At 68.2% G+C, this 16,020-nt stretch carries 13 protein-coding genes and 2 pseudogenes; 7 read left to right on the plus strand and 8 right to left on the minus strand.

The window, feature by feature from the left end:
* The first annotated feature begins 1 nt into the window (after position 1).
* Both ACHMXA_RS12225 and ACHMXA_RS12230 read left to right on the plus strand, forming a co-directional pair.
* Positions 2 to 985: an asparaginase gene (locus tag ACHMXA_RS12225; protein ID WP_395320789.1), complete on the plus strand. Its 984-nt coding sequence runs from the start codon at positions 2 to 4 to the stop codon at positions 983 to 985.
* A 129-nt stretch (positions 986 to 1,114) separates the two neighbouring features.
* On the plus strand, positions 1,115 to 2,383 hold the full coding sequence (locus ACHMXA_RS12230; protein WP_176664624.1) for a glutamate carboxypeptidase: 1,269 nt from the start codon (positions 1,115 to 1,117) through the stop codon (positions 2,381 to 2,383).
* Positions 2,384 to 2,413: 30 nt separating this feature from the next.
* Here ACHMXA_RS12230 and ACHMXA_RS12235 read toward each other — a convergent pair whose 3' ends face one another.
* The 8 genes and pseudogenes from ACHMXA_RS12235 to ACHMXA_RS12270 form a co-directional block, all read right to left on the minus strand.
* Positions 2,414 to 4,477 (minus strand): DUF3300 domain-containing protein, encoded by a 2,064-nt coding sequence (locus ACHMXA_RS12235; RefSeq protein WP_176664625.1) that lies wholly within the window; start codon positions 4,475 to 4,477, stop codon positions 2,414 to 2,416.
* A gap of 168 nt (positions 4,478 to 4,645) precedes the next feature.
* On the minus strand, positions 4,646 to 5,287 hold the full coding sequence (locus ACHMXA_RS12240; protein WP_176664626.1) for a DUF3299 domain-containing protein: 642 nt from the start codon (positions 5,285 to 5,287) through the stop codon (positions 4,646 to 4,648).
* 3 nt (positions 5,288 to 5,290) lie between these two features.
* The gene (locus ACHMXA_RS12245; RefSeq protein ID WP_176664627.1) at positions 5,291 to 6,553 is read right to left on the minus strand and encodes an ABC transporter permease; all 1,263 of its coding nucleotides are present in this window, start codon (positions 6,551 to 6,553) and stop codon (positions 5,291 to 5,293) included.
* Positions 6,550 to 7,300 (minus strand): annotated as a pseudogene (locus tag ACHMXA_RS12250) (ABC transporter ATP-binding protein). The gene ACHMXA_RS12245 and the pseudogene ACHMXA_RS12250 overlap by 4 nt, the downstream one beginning before the upstream one ends.
* 4 nt (positions 7,301 to 7,304) lie before the next feature.
* Positions 7,305 to 7,886 carry a DUF2796 domain-containing protein gene (locus ACHMXA_RS12255; protein ID WP_176664629.1) on the minus strand — a complete coding sequence of 194 codons (582 nt, stop codon included), beginning with the start codon at positions 7,884 to 7,886 and terminating at the stop codon, positions 7,305 to 7,307.
* Positions 7,883 to 8,791: a sulfurtransferase gene (locus ACHMXA_RS12260; protein WP_176664630.1), complete on the minus strand. Its 909-nt coding sequence runs from the start codon at positions 8,789 to 8,791 to the stop codon at positions 7,883 to 7,885. Before ACHMXA_RS12260 ends, ACHMXA_RS12255 begins: the two co-directional genes overlap by 4 nt.
* Positions 8,792 to 8,834: 43 nt before the next feature.
* On the minus strand, positions 8,835 to 9,752 hold the full coding sequence (locus ACHMXA_RS12265; protein ID WP_176664977.1) for a DMT family transporter: 918 nt from the start codon (positions 9,750 to 9,752) through the stop codon (positions 8,835 to 8,837).
* 149 nt (positions 9,753 to 9,901) lie between these two features.
* Positions 9,902 to 11,042 (minus strand): annotated as a pseudogene (locus ACHMXA_RS12270) (aromatic ring-hydroxylating dioxygenase subunit alpha).
* A gap of 264 nt (positions 11,043 to 11,306) precedes the next feature.
* Between ACHMXA_RS12270 and xseB the strand changes: the two are divergent.
* The 5 genes from xseB to ACHMXA_RS12295 all read left to right on the plus strand — a co-directional run bounded on the left by xseB (position 11,307) and on the right by ACHMXA_RS12295 (position 16,017).
* Positions 11,307 to 11,573 (plus strand): exodeoxyribonuclease VII small subunit, encoded by a 267-nt coding sequence (gene xseB, locus ACHMXA_RS12275; RefSeq protein WP_007829283.1) that lies wholly within the window; start codon positions 11,307 to 11,309, stop codon positions 11,571 to 11,573.
* Positions 11,570 to 12,490, plus strand: coding sequence for a polyprenyl synthetase family protein (locus tag ACHMXA_RS12280; RefSeq protein ID WP_176664632.1), 921 nt, complete (start codon positions 11,570 to 11,572; stop codon positions 12,488 to 12,490). The genes xseB and ACHMXA_RS12280 overlap by 4 nt, the downstream gene beginning before the upstream one ends.
* 22 nt (positions 12,491 to 12,512) lie before the next feature.
* Positions 12,513 to 14,384 carry a 1-deoxy-D-xylulose-5-phosphate synthase gene (gene dxs, locus ACHMXA_RS12285; protein ID WP_176664633.1) on the plus strand — a complete coding sequence of 624 codons (1,872 nt, stop codon included), beginning with the start codon at positions 12,513 to 12,515 and terminating at the stop codon, positions 14,382 to 14,384.
* A gap of 113 nt (positions 14,385 to 14,497) precedes the next feature.
* Positions 14,498 to 15,577: a TRAP transporter substrate-binding protein gene (locus ACHMXA_RS12290; RefSeq protein WP_176664634.1), complete on the plus strand. Its 1,080-nt coding sequence runs from the start codon at positions 14,498 to 14,500 to the stop codon at positions 15,575 to 15,577.
* Positions 15,578 to 15,672: 95 nt separating this feature from the next.
* Positions 15,673 to 16,017 (plus strand): hypothetical protein, encoded by a 345-nt coding sequence (locus tag ACHMXA_RS12295; RefSeq protein ID WP_176664635.1) that lies wholly within the window; start codon positions 15,673 to 15,675, stop codon positions 16,015 to 16,017.
* Positions 16,018 to 16,020: the final 3 nt, after the last annotated feature.

Raw genomic sequence — 16,020 nt, forward strand, 5'->3', positions numbered from 1 at the left:
GGTGATCCTGGCCACCGGCGGCACCATCGCCAGCCGGGGCGCGGACAGCCTGGCGCTCACCGACTACGGGCTGAGCAAGGGTCTCAAGCCCGTGGGCGTCGAGGCATTGGTGGCTGCCGTGCCCGAGATCGAGAAGTTCGCCAACATCACGGGCGAGCAGATCTTCAATGTCGGCAGCTCCAAGCTGGGCATCGACAACTGGCTCACGCTGGCGAAGCGCACCAACGAGATCCTCGCGTCGAAGAACGTCGACGGCGTGGTGATCACCCACGGGACCGACACGCTCGAGGAAACGGCCTACTTCCTCAACCTGGTGGTCAAGAGCGCCAAGCCCGTCGTGCTGGTGGGCTCGATGCGTCCCAGCACCGGCATGAGCGCGGACGGCCCGCTGAACCTGGTCAACGCGGTGGCGCTTGCGGCAAGCCCCTCGGCCCGCGACAAGGGCGTGATGGTGAGCATGAACGAGGTGATCGGCAGCGCGTTCAGCGTGACCAAGACCAACACGACCAACGTCGCCACCTTCAAGAGCCTGGACGGCGGCGACCTGGGCTACATGCAGAACTCGACGCCGTTCTTCGTCGCACAGCCGCTGAAGCGGCACACCGTGCACAGCGAGTTCGATGTCTCCGGTCTGCAGAAGCTGCCGCGCGTGGACATCAACTACACGACGCTGGGCTCGGACGGCGTGCTCATCGACGCGGCCGTGGCCGCCGGCGCCAGGGGCATCGTCAACGCTGGCGTGGGCCATGCGAACATGCCCGAGGTCACGATGCAGAGCCTGAAGGCCGCGCAGCAGAAGGGCGTGGCCGTCGTCGTCGGTTCCCGCACCGTGAGCGGCATCGTCACGCCGACCGGCCCGTTCACCGAAGCCGGCTTCGTGAGCTCGATGATGCATACCGCGCAGAAGGCCCGCATCCTCCTGATGCTGGGGCTGACCAGGACCAGCGATCCCAAGGAACTGCAGCGCATCTTCGAACAGTACTGAGTACCGGGGCCGGGAGTGGAGCCCGGCGCGCCATGGCCCGGCCGCCTTCGCGGCGTGTCCCCGATTTGCTCGCCATGCGGGTCGGGCTGGATATGCTGTGCGCCGTCATCCACTCCCGAGAAAAACACCATGACCTTGCGTTTGCCCTCCTTCCCGCTTCGTTCCATGGCCCTGGCCTGCGGTCTCGCGCTCGGTGCCGCCGCCGGCGCGCATGCCGCGCCCGATGCGAAGCTGCTCGCGGCGGCCGAGAAGGCGCAGCCGGCGGTGATCGACAACCTCAAGGAAATGGTGCTGATCGAATCGGGCAGCCTCAACGTCGACGGCCTGCTCAAGATGGCCGACGTGGTGGAGGGGAGGCTGAAGGCCGCCGGCTTCAAGACCGAGCGCCGCAAGGCGACGGCCGGCGCGGGCGCCGACATCGTGATCGGCACCCTCAAGGGCACTGGGAAGCGCAAGATCATGCTGCAGGGCCACATGGACACCGTGTACGCGGCGGGCATCCTGGGCAGCCAGCCGTACAAGGTCGACGGCAACCGCATCTACGGCCCCGGCATCGCCGACGACAAGGGCGGCCTCGCGGTCATGCTGGCTTCGCTGAAGATCCTGGCCGACGCCGGCTGGCGCGACTACGACACGCTCACCGTGCTGATGAACCCCGACGAGGAAGTGGGCTCGGTCGGCTCCGGCGAGCTGATCGCGACGATTGCCGACCAGCACGACACGGTGCTGTCGTTCGAGCCGACGGCGGCGAAGTCGGTGGCCAAGGGCGAGTCGCTGCTGCTCGGCGCGGCCGGCATTGCCACCGCCACGCTCGAGGTGAAGGGCCGGGCGTCGCACGCGGGCGCCGCGCCTGAACTGGGCCGCAACGCACTGTACGAGCTGTCGTACCAGATGCTGCAGACCAAGGACCTCGCCAAGGACATCCCCGGCGCCACGCTCAACTGGACCGTGGCGCGCGCCACCGGCCCGCTCAACCAGATCACCGAGAAGGCGCAGGCCCAGGGCGACATCCGCATCACCCAGCCCGGCGCCGAGAAGAAGCTCGCCGAGGCGCTGCAGGCGAAGGTCGCCTCCGGCAAGCTGATCCCCGACACAGAGACCACGGTGAAAGTGGAGGTGGGCCGCCCGGCCTTCATCGCGGGAGACAAGGGCCGCGCGCTGGCCGAGAAGGCGCAGGCCATCTACAAGGAAATCGATCGCGAGCTCGTGCTGACGCCGATGACCGGCGGCGGCACCGACGCGGGCTTTGCGGGCCGCTCGGGCAAGGCCACGGTGGTCGAGAGCTTCGGCCTCGCGGGCTTCGGCTATCACGCACGCGACGAGTACATCGAGGTCGACTCGATCGTGCCGCGCATCTATCTCGTCACGCGCCTGCTGACCGAGATCGGCAAGAACTGAGACCGGCGGCAGGCGCCGCCGGGCGCCGCACTATTGCTGCTGCCTGGGGTCGCCGGGCCGGTGCTGCTGGTGCTGTTGTTGCTGCTGCTGCCGTGCCGCGGCCGCGGCGGCCATGCGTTGCTGCTGTTGCTGGGCCTGCTGCTGTTGGTGTTGAGCCTGCTGTTGCGCCTGCTGCTGCGCGCGGGCCTGTTGCTGCTGCATCTGCTGCTGGCGCTGTTGCTGCATGGCCTGCATCTGCTGTTGCTGCTGCATGCGCGCGGCCTGCTGCTGGGCCTGTTGCTGTGCCTGCTGCTGCGCCTGTTGTTGGCGGCGCATCTGCTCCTGCTGGGCCATCTGCTGTTGCTGCTGGCGGGCCTGGTTCTGCGCCTGCTGCTGTTGCTGGGCCTGCTGGCGCTGGATCTGCTCCTGTTGCCGCTGGGCCTGCTGTTGCGCACGCGCTTGCTGATCCGCCTGCTGCTGGCGCCGCATCTGGTCCTGCTGCGTCTGCTGGCGGCGTGATTGTTCGAGCTGGGCCTGCTGCTGGCGTTGTTGCTCCTGCGCGGCCTGCTGTTGCTGGCGCTGCTGTGCGAGTTGCGCCTGCTGGGGTTGCTGGGTCTGCACCAGTCCCCGCGCCTGGCGGGCCTGCTGGTCGCGCGCCTGCTGCTGGGCCTGTTGCTGCATCTGCTGCTGGCGGCGCGTCTGCTCCTGTTGGGCCATCTGCTGTTGCTGCTGGCGGGACTGGTCCTGTGCCTGCCGTTGCTGCATGGCCTGCTGGCGCTGGATCTGTTCCTGTTGACGCTGCTGGGCTTGCTGCTGCGCCCGTGCCTGCTGTTGTTGCTGCTGCTGCTGCTGCTGCGCGAGTGCGGCCTGCTGCTGGAGGCGCTGTTGTTGCTGTTGCTGCGCTTGTTGCTGGGCCTGCTGCTGCTGGGCCTGCTGTTGGGCGAAGAGGGCCCGCTGCTGCTGTTGCTGCACCTGTTGCGCGGCACCCGGCCCTGCAGCGAAGTTGGGCGGCGCTCCCGGCGGGAGCACGCCGCGCGGTCCGCCGTTGTTGTTGTAGATGTTGACGTTGCGCACGTTGTTGACCACCGTGGTCGAGCGCGAGACGTAGGTGCTGTTGTTGTAGACCACCGCCGGCCGCGCGTACGCCGGCTGCACGGCGGGGCCGCGGTCGCGCCAGCGCGGCGCGCCCCAGTTCATGTTCCACGAATGCCAGCCCCAGTCGTGGCGCTCGAGCGCGGCGCCCACGATCACACCCGCGCCGAATGCGAGCGCACCGGCCGCCAGCACCTGGCCGCCGCTGTAGCCCGGCGTAGACACCACCTGCACCGGCGGCGCGTACGCGTAGCCCGGATACACAGGCTGCGGCGCGCCGTAGATCACCTGCGGGTCGTAGGCAGGCACGTACACCACGTCGGGCTGCACCGGCTCGATGGTGATGAACTCCTGCGGCGGTTCGACCACCGCGGGGCCCGCGTACACGGGCTGCACGTCGGGAGCGGGTGCGTAGTTGGGCGGCGGCGCGGCGGTGGCCACGCGCAGCTTGTCGTTGTTCTTGAGGCGGCCCGCCTTCGCCGCGCGCTGGCGCATGACCTGGATCGCGTTCATGACGTCGGCCGGGTCGTTGTAGTAGGCCTGCCCGAGCGCCTGGGTCCACGGGATGTTGCCGGCCATCTGGTCGAGGACGGGGCGGAAGGCGGTGAGCGACTTCACGCTCGGGTCCCACGGCTGCTGGTTGGCGGCATCGGCCAGCGGACCGGCCCTGAGGTTGCGGTTCTGCGCGAGCCAGTCGTGCGCCGCGGTGATCTGGTCGGGATAGGTGGCGCCGGCCAGGATCTGCGCCACCAGCTTGTCGGGGTAGAGCGCGATGGGTGCGACCATCTGGTAGAGCTGCTCGGCGCTCGGTGGCGTGTAGGCGGCCTGCACGGGCGCGGCGGCTGGAGGCTGCTGCTGCGTCTGCGGCACCGAAGGCGGTGGGATGGAAGTCGCCGGATCCTGCGTCGAAGCGAGCGGGGCGGGAGTGTTCGTGGGGCCCTTGTCGCAGCCTGCGAGGACGAGGGCGCCGATGCACAGCGAGATCGTCAACAGCCGCGGGGCAGTAGGGAGTTTTTTTGTCATCTGGATTTCCATGAAGACGCCCGGGGCATGCCCGGACTTCTTCAACGGAACTCGGCAGCAAGCGATGACAGAGCTTGCGCCGCGGATGCAACGGTCTGTGTCGGTTCCGTGCCGTCAAGCCTGTCGGCGCAGAACCACACGGGGCGGAGGCCGCGGCCTCCTAGCCTTCTACTTGGAGCCGCCGGTGTACTTGGTGACGGTGGCCGCGCTCACGTGATAGCCGCTCACGCCCATCATCGAATCGTTGCGCAGCGTCTGCAGCTTGCCGGTGACCCACACGGTGTCCATGGCGCGGAACTTGGCGCCCTTCTGCGGCACCACGTGCAGGATCTGGTTGGCAGGCGGCGGCGGCGTGTGGATGCAGGCGCCGAAGTAGGGCACCAGCAGGAATTCGGTGACCTCGCCCTTGGCTTCTTCGAGAGGCACGATGAAGCCGGGGATCTTGATCTCCGCGCCGTTCATCGCCGGATTGGTCGGCGCGTTGTTCGACACCTCCTGCATCTTCATGAGCAGCTCGTTGGCGCGCGGGTCGCCGTCGTCGAGTGCGCTCAGGTCCATGCCCTTGAACTCCTTGGCCGGGTCCCAGTCCTTGGGCACCAGTTCTTCCCAGGTGATCTGGCGCGGCTGGCCGGTAGCGGGCTTGGCCGCCGTTGCGGGCGATGCCTTTCCGCCCAGCGGATTGGTGGCGGTGGTGTCCTTGGGGGCAGGCTCGGCGGCCCATGCGGCGGCGGCGAGGCCGGCACCTGCGATCAGCATTGAAAGCCGAGTGAAAGCTTTGCTCGTGGACAAGGTCTTCTGTGCGATGGGCATGGTTCAAATCCTCGGCGAGAGGCCGTCTGCAAGGGAGAGGCGATAGGCGCGGATGCCGGGCAGCAGGCTCGCCAGCCAACCGGCGGCCAGCAGGCTCGCCATCAGCAGCCATTCGTTCAGTGTAGGTTCGGAAAGGCTCAGTGTCAGCCCGAACTGCGACTGCAGCCATGGCGAGAGCAGGGCGATGCCAAGCACCGCCATCACCAAGCCCAGCACCACGCCGAGCACCGTGACCAGCGCGCCTTCGAGCGCGAGCAGCGCTAGCACATGGCGCAGGCCCGCGCCCACCGCACGCAGCACCGCGAGCTCTCGGCGGCGCTCGTTCAGACCCGCCATCACCACCGACACCAGCCCCGCGAGGCTCACCAGCGCGACAAGTGCCGACATCAGCAGCAGCGCGTTCTCGCCGATGCCGATCACGCTCCACAGCTCGTCGAGCGCCACGCCAGGCAGGATGGCCATCAGCGGCTCGCCGGTGTAGGTCGAGATCCAGCGCTGCACGCCGAACACGGCAGCGCGGTTCTTCAGGCCCACCAGCACGGCCGTCACGTTCTTGGGCGTGAGGTCGAACTTGCGCACCTGCTCGGGCGAGATGTGCACGCCCGGCATCGGCGCGCCGCCCACCCATTCGAGGTGGATGGCTTCCATCGCCGCGAGGCCGATGTGCACCGTGCGGTCGACCGGCGTGCCGGTGCGCGCGAGCACGCCGACCACGGTGAAGGGCTTGTCCGCATGCTCGGCCACGTTGAGTTCGCCGCTGCCGTGCGCGAGCGTGATCTTCTGGCCCACGTGGTAGCTGAGCTTGTCGGCCACCTCGGCGCCGACCACTGCGTCGAAGAGCTCGCTGAAGGGCTTGCCCTCGCGCAGCTTCAGCGTCTGCCTGTCGCCGTAGCGGAAGCGGGTGAAGTAGTCGGTGGACGTGGCCAGCACCGCGAAGCCGCGATGCGAATCGCCGAGCGACAGCGGCACCACCCAGTCGACGCCCGGATGCGCCGACAGCGCCTGCACGCTCTTCCACGAGATGTTGTTGGTGGCCGCGCCGATGCGGAACACCGAGTACAGCAGCAGCTGCGTGGAGCCGGTGCGCGCGCCGACGATCAGGTCGGTGCCCGAGACGGACGATGCGAAGTTCTCGCGCAGCTCGGTGCGGATGCGTTCCACGCCCAGCAGCAGGAACGTGGAAAGCGCGATGGAGAACACCGTCAGCGCGAGCGTGAAGCGCCGGTTCCAGGCGCTGCGCCATGCGATGGAAAAGAGTGCTTTCATGCATCCACCGCCATCGCGTTGGTGGCGGCGCGGTTGATTTCAGGCAGCAGCACATGCCGCGCGAAGCGCTGCGCGATGCGCTGGTCATGGCTCACGAACACGAGTGCGCTGCGGTGCTCGGCGCAGGCCGTCAGCAGCACGTCGAGGAAGGCTTCGCGCCGGTCCTCGTCGAGCGCGGAGGTGGGCTCGTCGGCGATCACCACCTCGGGCTGGCCGATGAGCGCGCGCGCCGACGGCCACGCGCTGCTGCTGGCCCACCGAGAGCTGCAGCGCCTGGCGGCCCCACAGGTTGCGGTCCAGCCCCATCTGGTCGAGCAGGTGCTCGGCCTCGCCGCGCGAGCTGCCGTTGCGCGACGCATTGGCCTCGCGCCGCTGCGAGAAGCGGCAGGGCAGCAGCACGTTGTCGATCACGCTCAGGTACGGCAGCAGGTTGAACTGCTGGAAGATGTAGCCCACGTGCGCCACGCGGCTGCGGTCGCGCTGCGTGCCCGAGAGCTTCGACCAGTCGTGGCCCAGCAGCGTGACGCGGCCTTCGTCGGCCACCAGCACGCCGGCCAGCAGCGACAGCAGCGTGCTCTTGCCGCAGCCGCTCGGGCCGTGCAGGAACACCGATTCGCCGGCAGTGATGCGGAAGGCCTCGATGTCGATGCACGGAGTCTTGGCCGAGGGCCATGTGAAGCGCAGCGCCTCGGCCGCGAGCACGACGCGCAGGGCCGACGAGGCCTGCGCTGGAGGGAGGTCGCTCACGGTGTCACTTGCCCCAGCTCAGGCGCGCGGGCTGCGAGGCCTGGGCGCCGGCAGGGCGCTTGAGCTGGCGCTTGAACTGGCCCTGCGCGGTGGCGATCTGCGAGTCGATCTGGCGCAGGCCCTTGAAGGCGCCGAACAGGTTCAGGTCGATGAACTTCGCGGCGGCCGCGTTGGTGCAGTTGAAGGAGAAGGTGGCGTCGAGGTCGGCGTGGCCGACGGGCTCGCTGGGGTCGGGGTTGCCGAGGCCCAGCGCGCCGGAGCGCAGGTCGACCGGGCCCAGCTTGCAGTTGGCGGCGGGGTCGACCACGAAGAGCTTGTCGGCCGCGCGCAGCTGGGCCACGGCGTCTTCCACGATCTTCTTCTCGGCGTCGGTCTTGGGGGCGCGTTCGAAGCCGACGATGTTGTCGAGAGGCGATTCCATGTCGATCACCACCGTGGGGCCGTCGACGGCCACGTCGAGCTTGAGCTGGCCGTGCACGTGGGCGTGCTGCTGCTGGGCCTGGGCGGTGAGGAAGGGGGCCGCCGCGAAGAGCGCGGCGGCTGCGATTGCGAGACCGGTGTTGCGTCGGAGTCGGATGTGCTTCATGGTTCGGCGCCTTGCCGGGTCGGCAGCCCCGGCGTGTTGCTCCATTCGCTCCAGCTGCCGGCATAGAGCGCGGTCGTCCCGAATCCCGCGATCTGCATGGCAAGCAGATTCGGCACGGCGCTCACGCCGCTGCCGCACTGGTGGACGACTGTCGCCGCATCGCGTCCCGCGAGCAGCGCTTCGAACTCGGCACGCAATTGCGATGCCGGCTTGAACTTGCCGTCGGGACCGATGTTGTCGGCGAAAGGCCGGTTGAGGGCCCCGGGGATGTGACCGGCGATCGGGTCCAGAGGTTCCACCTCGCCGCGGTAACGGGCACCGGCGCGTGCGTCGATCAGGTTCTGGTCAGGCTGGCCGAGCCGGCGCACCACCATGTCGGTGGTGACGAGCTTCGCGATGGGCTCGCCCGCGACGAAGTTCGACTGGAAGCGCGCGGGCTCCTCGCGGTCGGTGACCTCGCCGCCCGCGGCCTGCCAGGCCTGCAGGCCGCCGTCGAGCACGGCCACCGCGTCGTGGCCCATCCACTTGAGCATCCACCACAGGCGGCCGCAGTAGTTGGCGCCGTTGCGGTCGTACACCACGGCCTGCATGTCGTTGGCGAAGCCGATGCTGGAGAGCCACGCGGCGAACTTCTCGCGGCTGGGCAGCGGATGGCGCCCTCCCGATGCGGGCACGCCGTCTTCCTTTGCCACGACGACTTCGCCGTGCGCGCCGGGGGCACCGTGCTTCGCGCTGAGGTCGGTGTCGAGGTTGGCGTAGAGCGCGCCTGGAATGTGCGCGGCCGCGTATTGCTGCGCGCCGGCTTCGGGCTTCATGAGGTCGAAGCTGCAGTCGAACACCATGAAGGGCTTGCCGCTGGCCTGCAGCTGCTGCAGTTGTTCGGCGGAGATGAGGGTGTCGTACATGGCGCTTGCTCCTTGGGGAATCTGGAAATGCACGCTGCCTGCGTCAGTGTTCCTCGGCCGGCGCCTTGGGCACGGCCCGTTGTCGCAACACGGTTGCAGCAATGCCGCTGGCGATGATAAGGGCCATGCCGGCCCAGCCCGCGGCGTCGATGCGTTCGTGGAACAGCACCACGCCGTAGAACGCCGCGAAGACGATGCCCGAATACTGCAGGTTGGCGACCACCAGCGTGCCGGCCTGCGTCTTGGCGGTGGCGTAGGCGCGCGTCATGCACAGCTGGCCGAGCGCGGCGAGCAGCCCGATCGGCAGCAGCCACAGCGCATGCTGCCATGTCCAGGAGCTGTCGCCCGAAAACCCGGTGAAGGCCGTGGCGATGCCGCCGGCCACGGCCGAGCCGACCGCGAAGTAGAAGACCGTGCGCAGCTCCGGCTCACCGATGCGCGAGAGCGCCACCACCTGCATGTAGGCGAAGGCGGCCGTCAGCCCCGAAAGTAGCCCCAGCAGGCCCGCGAAGCCTTCGTTGCCGTTCACCGTGGGCTTGAGCATGAGCACCACGCCCACGAAGCCCGCGAGCACGGTCATCGCCAGCGTGCCTTGCAGCGGCGGGCGCTCCACGCGGCCGTCGCGTCCGGGCACCGGCACCCAGGCCAGCAGCGCGCCGCCGACCAGGAAGGCCGCGACCCACACGCTGCTCATGTAGTTGAGCGTGACGGCCGTGGCCAACGGCATGTGGGCGATGGCATAGAACCACGCGCCGAGCGACACAACGCCGATGGTGCTGCGCCAGGCATGCATGCCGGGATACTTCGTGGCCAGCGACACGCCGCGGTTGCGTGCCAGCAGCCAGAGGAAGACGATGCCGATCAGGCCGCGCCCGAGCACCATCTCGCCGCTGTTGAACCACGCCGAGGCGACTTTCACGACCACGCTCATCGTGGCGAACAAGAAGGCGCCGAGCACCATCCACAGGGCTTGCACTATTGGTTCTCCCCCAGGCTTCGCGCACTTCGTGTCGCTTCTCCCCACCCCCTCGCCGGGGGGCAACACCAGCGGCCCGGCAAAGCCGGTTCCGCGGTGTTCCTGAAACACCCGTCGATGAGGCAGTCATCGACTCAGGCGTTCTGCATCGCGCTGCGGTACCACTCGTGGAACTGCTGCATGCCGTCTTCCATCGGGCTCTGGTAGGGGCCGGTCTCGTTGTCGCCGCGCAGCATCAGCGCGCGGCGGCCGGCGTCCATGCGCTCGGCGATCTCGTCGTCCTCCACGCAGGTCTCCATGTAGGCGGCCTGCTGGGCCTCGACGAACTCGCGCTCGAAGGCGACGATTTCCTCGGGGTAGAAGAATTCGACCATGTTGAGCGTTTTCGTCGGGCTCACGGGGTGCAGGGTCGACACCGTGAGCACGTGCGGATACCACTCGACCATCACGTGCGGATAGTAGGTCAGCCAGATGGCGCCGTACTTGGGCGGCTTGCCCTCGCGGTACTTGAGCAGCTGCTCCTGCCACTTCTGGTAGACCGGGCTGCCCGCGCGGCCCAGGCGGTTGGCCACGCCCACCGTCTGCACCGAATAGCGCGGCTTGAACTCCCAGCGCAGGTCGTCGCAGGTGACGAAGCTGCCCAGGCCGGGGTGGAACGGGCCGACGTGGTAGTCCTCGAGGTAGACCTCGATGAAGGTCTTCCAGTTGTAGTTGCACTCGTGCAGCTCGACGCGATCGAGCGCGTAGCCCGAGAAGTCGAGGTCGGCCTGCGGGCCGAGGCCGGCCATGTCGGCCGCCACGTCGGGGCCGGAGCCGTCGGCGTTCTTCTCGAACAGCAGGCCGTTCCACTCCGTGAGCGGGTAGTTGTGCAGGTTCAGGCAGGGGTCCTGCTCGAAGTGGGGGGCGCCGATCAGCGTGCCGGTGGTGCGCGGGTCGGCCGCGGCGTAGGTCCAGCGGTGCAGCGGGCACACGATGTTGCCGCCCGACTGGCTCTTCGAGCTGGCCGCGGCCCTGCAGGATCAGGGCCTGGCGGTGGCGGCAGACGTTGGAGATCAGCTCCACGCCCTTGGGCGTGTGGACGAGGGCGCGGCCCTGGTGCTCCTGGGGCAGGGTGTGGAAGTCGCCCATCTCGGGCACGGCCAGGCGATGGCCGACATAGCGGGGCCCTCGCGAGAAAAGGTTCTGCATCTCGCGGGCGAAGAGCGCCTCGTCGAAATACGCGGAAACTGGAAGTTGGCTCGCGGCCTGCTGCAGTTGAAGACTTAAATCAGACATGGAGGACCTGACCAAGCTCCCCACAGGGAGAAAAGGAAGAAAAGAACGGAAGGCGCCGCCAGGAGGATTCGGCGGCCCGAAGCAGTGTTGAACGTCGTCAACGAGAGAAGTTCGCATTGTACCCGGGGCCATTTTTTCGGCCTCCCGGCTTCCCGCGCCGTTTCGCAATGTGCGATCGGCCTCCGCCAGAGGAGGGGGCGGCCCGCCCGCCACTTGTTCCGGTCACGGTCCTAAAATGCCTCGTTTCACCCACGTTTCGCTTGCATGCCCAAGGTGCCCCCTCCTTCCTCGTCCAGCCCGGCGGCAACGCCCGACACGGGTCCGCTGCCAGCCAGTTACGAAGCCGGGCTCCAGGAACTGGAGCAACTGGTCGCGGAACTCGAGTCGGGCCAGCTGCCGCTGGACCAGCTGCTAGTCAGTTACCAGCGCGGCGCGGCGCTGCTGGCCTTCTGCCGCGACAAGCTGCAGGCGGTCGAAGACCAGATCAAGGTGCTCGATTCGGGCAGCCTGAAGGTCTGGACGCCTGAATGAGCGCCGCCACGCTGAATTCCGGCCACTGGGACGCCCGCACGCTCGCCGGCTGGAGCGAACCCCACCTGGCGAATGTCGAGTCTGCGCTGTCGCGCTGGGTCGGTGTCGATGCCCCGGTGCTGCTGGGCGACGCCATGCGCTACGCCGTGCTCGACGGCGGCAAGCGGCTGCGGCCGCTGCTGGTGCTGGCCGCCAGCGAGGCCGTGGGAGGCAACAAGGCCGCGGCCCTGCGCGCGGCCTGCGCCACCGAGCTGATCCACGCCTATTCGCTGGTGCACGACGACCTGCCGTGCATGGACAACGACGTGCTGCGCCGCGGCAAGCCCACGGTGCACGTCAAGTTCGGCGAAGCCGATGCCCTGCTGGCCGGCGACGCGCTGCAGGCGCTGGCCTTCGAGCTGCTCACCCCCGAAGGCGACGAGATTCCCGCCGCCACCCAGGCCCTGCTGTGCCGCCTGCTCGCGCGCGCCGCGGGCAGCCAGGGCATGGCCGGCGGCCAGGCCATCGACCTTGCCAGCGTCGGCATCGCCTTGAACGAAGCGCAACTGCGCGAGATGCACCGCCTGAAGACCGGCGCGCTGCTGCAGGGCAGCGTCGAGATGGGCGCCGCCTGCGGCACGGTGAGCGCTGCCGCGCTGGCCGCGCTGCGCGATTACGGCGCGGCCATCGGCCTCGCGTTCCAGGTGGTCGACGACATCCTCGACGTCACGGCCGATTCGCAGACCCTGGGCAAGACCGCCGGCAAGGACGCCGCGGCCGACAAGCCCACCTACGTGTCGCTGCTCGGCCTCGACGGCGCCCGCGCCCAGGCCCGCCAGTTGCTGGCCGACGCGCTCGCCGCGCTGGAGCGCAGCGGCCTGGCCGATACCGCCGCGTTGCGCGCCTTGGCCCACATGGTGGTCGACCGCGACCGCTGAGAGAAAAGAACAAACCTCCCCCATGGCTGCTCCGCTGCTTCCCACACTCCACGACCCTTCGCCCATCCGCAAATACGACCGGGCCCAGCTGCGCCAGCTGTCCGACGAGGTGCGCGCCTGCGTGCTCGACAACGTTTCCCGCACCGGCGGCCACCTGAGCTCCAATCTCGGCACGGTCGAACTCACGGTCGCGCTGCACCACGTGTTCAACACGCCGCACGACCGGCTGGTGTGGGACGTGGGCCACCAGACCTATCCGCACAAGATCCTCACGGGCCGGCGCGAGCGCATGCCCACGCTGCGGCAGATCGGCGGCATCTCGGGCTTTCCGCAGCGCAACGAGAGCGAGTACGACACCTTCGGCACCGCCCACTCGTCGACCAGCATCTCGGCCGCGCTCGGCATGGCCATGGCTGCCAAGCAGAAGGGCGAGGACCGCTACACCGTGGCCATCATCGGCGACGGCGCGCTTACTGCCGGCATGGCCTTCGAGGCCCTGAACAACGCGGGCGTGTGCGACTGCAAGCTGCTGGTGATCCTGAACGACAACGACATGTCGATCAGCCCGCCGGTGGGCGCGCTCAACCGCTACCTGGCTCAACTGATGAGCGGCAACTTCTACGCCGCCGCCAAGAACGTCGGCAAGAGCGTGCTGCGCAATGCGCCGCCCTTGTTCGAGCTGGCCAAGCGGCTCGAGCAGCATGCCAAGGGCATGGTCGTGCCGGCCACGCTGTTCGAGCAGTTCGGCTTCAACTACGTCGGCCCGATCGACGGCCACGACATCGATTCGCTGGTGCCCACGCTCGAGAACCTCAAGCACCTCGACGGCCCGCAGTTCCTGCACGTGGTCACGAAGAAGGGTCAGGGCTACAAGCTGGCCGAGGCCGACCCCGTGGCCTACCACGGCCCCGGCAAGTTCGACCCGCAGGTGGGGCTGGTCAAGCCGGCCTCGGCACCCAAGCAGACCTTCACGCAGGTGTTCGGCCAGTGGCTGTGCGACACCGCCGCGGCCGACGGCCGCCTCGTGGGCATCACGCCCGCGATGCGCGAGGGCTCGGGGCTCGTCGAATTCGAGAAGCGCTTCCCCGACCGCTACTACGACGTCGGCATCGCCGAGCAGCACGCCGTGACCTTCGCCGCGGGCCTCGCATGCGAAGGGCTGAAGCCGGTGGTCGCGATCTACTCGACCTTCCTGCAGCGCGCCTACGACCAGCTGATCCACGACGTCGCCATCCAGAACCTGCCGGTGGTGTTCGCGCTCGACCGCGCTGGCCTCGTGGGTGCCGACGGCGCGACGCACGCGGGCGCGTACGACATCCCGTTCCTGCGCTGCATTCCGAACATGAGCATCGCCTGTCCGGCCGACGAGCGCGAAACGCGCCAGCTGCTGACCAGCGCATACGAGCAGAACCATCCGGTGGCCGTGCGCTATCCGCGCGGTTCGGGTGCCGGCGCCGCGCCGCATCTCACGCTCGATGCGCTGCCCTTCGGCAAGGGCGAGATCCGCCGCGAAGGCCGGCGCATCGCCATCCTGGCCTTCGGCACGCTGCTGTATCCGGCGCTCACGGCGGCGGAATCGCTCGACGCCACGGTGGTCAACATGCGCTGGGCCAAGCCGCTCGACGTCGAGCTGCTGCTGAAGGTCGCGGGCACGCACGATGCCATCGTCACGCTGGAAGAGGGCGCGATCATGGGCGGCGCGGGCAGCGCGGTGCTCGAGGCGCTGCAGGCGGCCGGCGTGCAGAAGCCGGTGCTGCAGCTGGGCCTGCCCGACCGCTTCATCGAGCATGGCGATCCGGCCAGGCTGCTCGCATCCATCGGGCTGGATGCGATCGGCATCGAGGCGTCGATCCGCGAGCGATTCGTTCGCAATAGCGGCAACAGCGCAGGGTAAACCCGCCCCGGGACGTGTAAGCGCGTTTTTACAATCCCCGGGACTTACACAAAAGTCCCCAACGCGGTCACAAGCCGCGTTTCGTTTTTTCAAAGAACTCGGAGAGCTATCTAATGGATCGTCGTTCCCTCATCAAAAACGCCGGCATCGCCGGCGTTCTGGCTGCCGGCATCGCCCCCGCGGTTCACGCGCAAGCCGCAGTTCGCTGGCGCCTGGCGTCGAGCTTTCCCAAGTCGCTGGACACCATCTACGGCACGGCCGAAGTGTTCGCGAAGAGCGTCAGCGACATGTCGGGCGGCAAGTTCCAGATTTCCGTGCATGCCGGCGGCGAGCTGATGCCCGCGTTCGGCGTGGTCGACGGCGTGCAGAACGCCTCGGTCGAAATGGCCCACACGGCTCCGTACTACTTCTACGGCAAGGACCCGACCTTCTGCCTGGGCTGCGCAGTGCCCTTCGGCATGAACACCCGCCAGCAGAACGCCTGGATGTACGAAGGCAACGGCCTGAAGCTGATGCGCGCCTTCTACGCCAAGTACAACATCATCAACCTGCCCGGCGGCAACACGGGCGCGCAGATGGGCGGCTGGTTCCGCAAGGAGATCAAGTCGGTCGCCGACCTGAAGGGCCTGAAGTTCCGTACCAACCCGTTCGCCGGCAAGGTGCTCGAGCCCTTCGGCGTGATCCCGCAATCCATTCCCGGCGCCGACCTGTACCCCGCGCTCGAGAAGGGCACGCTGGACGGCCTGGAGTGGGTCGGTCCCTACGACGACCAGAAGCTGGGCTTCAACAAGATCGCCCCGTTCTACTACTACCCCGGCTGGTGGGAAGGCGGCCCCGAGCTGGACTTCTACATCAACACCAAGGCATGGGAAGGCCTGTCGGCCGAGTACAAGGCCATCGTCGAAGCGGCTGCCTCGCACGCCAACATCACGATGACGGCCAAGTACGACTCGAAGAACCCGATCGCGCTGAAGCAGCTCGTCGGCTCGGGCACCAAGCTGCGCCCGTTCTCGCAGGACGTGATGAACGCCGCCTTCAAGTCGGCCCAGCAGATCTACTCGGACCTGAACAACACCAACCCCGAGTGGAAGAAGATCTACGGCGACTGGTCGAAATTCCTGGCCGACCAGAACGCCTGGTTCCGCTACACCGAAGGCACCTTCGACCGCTTCATGCAGCAGCAGAAGCTGTAAGAGGCCTCGCCTCGTCGAACAGGAAGCCCTGCCGGTCCCGGCGGGGCTTTTTTTCGTCGATGCGCGGCTTTCCACTTTCCAGCAGGTCCCGCCCGATGCTCCGAACGTCGTCCCTCGCCGCTTTGCTCTTCATGGCCGCGCTCGCTCCGGCCGCCCAGGCCGCCGGCGGCACGGGCAGCTATACGCTGCCGTGGAACACGCCCGGCGAGGTGCTGGAGTACCGTTCCTGCGGCTGCGGCGATTCGTGCTGGGTGGCCGAACTGCGCGATGCGCGCACGAAGGCGCTGAAGGGCCGGCTGCGCTGTGATTGCGAGCGGCTCCACGCCGCGGTGGGTCCGAAGGGCAAGGAGAGGGAGCAGGCTGCCATTTGCCCGGCCGGTGATGGCGCCGACAAGCCGCAGGCCATCGGCGAAGCGATGCAGCGGCTGCTGCGCCGATAGGGT

This window comes from Variovorax sp. UC74_104 (assembly GCF_044055375.1).
In the GTDB taxonomy this organism is placed as follows: domain Bacteria; phylum Pseudomonadota; class Gammaproteobacteria; order Burkholderiales; family Burkholderiaceae_C; genus Variovorax.

What these genes read in the sequence shown, in the direction of transcription:
- ACHMXA_RS12240 (WP_176664626.1), bottom strand. Translation starts at nt 5,287, where the DNA reads ATGCCCATCGCACAGAAGACCTTGTCCACGAGCAAAGCTTTCACTCGG.
- ACHMXA_RS12265 (WP_176664977.1), bottom strand. Translation starts at nt 9,752, where the DNA reads ATGGTGCTCGGCGCCTTCTTGTTCGCCACGATGAGCGTGGTCGTGAAA.
- dxs (WP_176664633.1), top strand. Translation starts at nt 12,513, where the DNA reads ATGGCTGCTCCGCTGCTTCCCACACTCCACGACCCTTCGCCCATCCGC.
- ACHMXA_RS12245 (WP_176664627.1), bottom strand. Translation starts at nt 6,553, where the DNA reads ATGAAAGCACTCTTTTCCATCGCATGGCGCAGCGCCTGGAACCGGCGC.
- ACHMXA_RS12290 (WP_176664634.1), top strand. Translation starts at nt 14,498, where the DNA reads ATGGATCGTCGTTCCCTCATCAAAAACGCCGGCATCGCCGGCGTTCTG.
- ACHMXA_RS12280 (WP_176664632.1), top strand. Translation starts at nt 11,570, where the DNA reads ATGAGCGCCGCCACGCTGAATTCCGGCCACTGGGACGCCCGCACGCTC.
- ACHMXA_RS12235 (WP_176664625.1), bottom strand. Translation starts at nt 4,477, where the DNA reads ATGACAAAAAAACTCCCTACTGCCCCGCGGCTGTTGACGATCTCGCTG.
- ACHMXA_RS12255 (WP_176664629.1), bottom strand. Translation starts at nt 7,886, where the DNA reads ATGAAGCACATCCGACTCCGACGCAACACCGGTCTCGCAATCGCAGCC.
- ACHMXA_RS12295 (WP_176664635.1), top strand. Translation starts at nt 15,673, where the DNA reads ATGCTCCGAACGTCGTCCCTCGCCGCTTTGCTCTTCATGGCCGCGCTC.
- ACHMXA_RS12260 (WP_176664630.1), bottom strand. Translation starts at nt 8,791, where the DNA reads ATGTACGACACCCTCATCTCCGCCGAACAACTGCAGCAGCTGCAGGCC.
- xseB (WP_007829283.1), top strand. Translation starts at nt 11,307, where the DNA reads ATGCCCAAGGTGCCCCCTCCTTCCTCGTCCAGCCCGGCGGCAACGCCC.
- ACHMXA_RS12230 (WP_176664624.1), top strand. Translation starts at nt 1,115, where the DNA reads ATGACCTTGCGTTTGCCCTCCTTCCCGCTTCGTTCCATGGCCCTGGCC.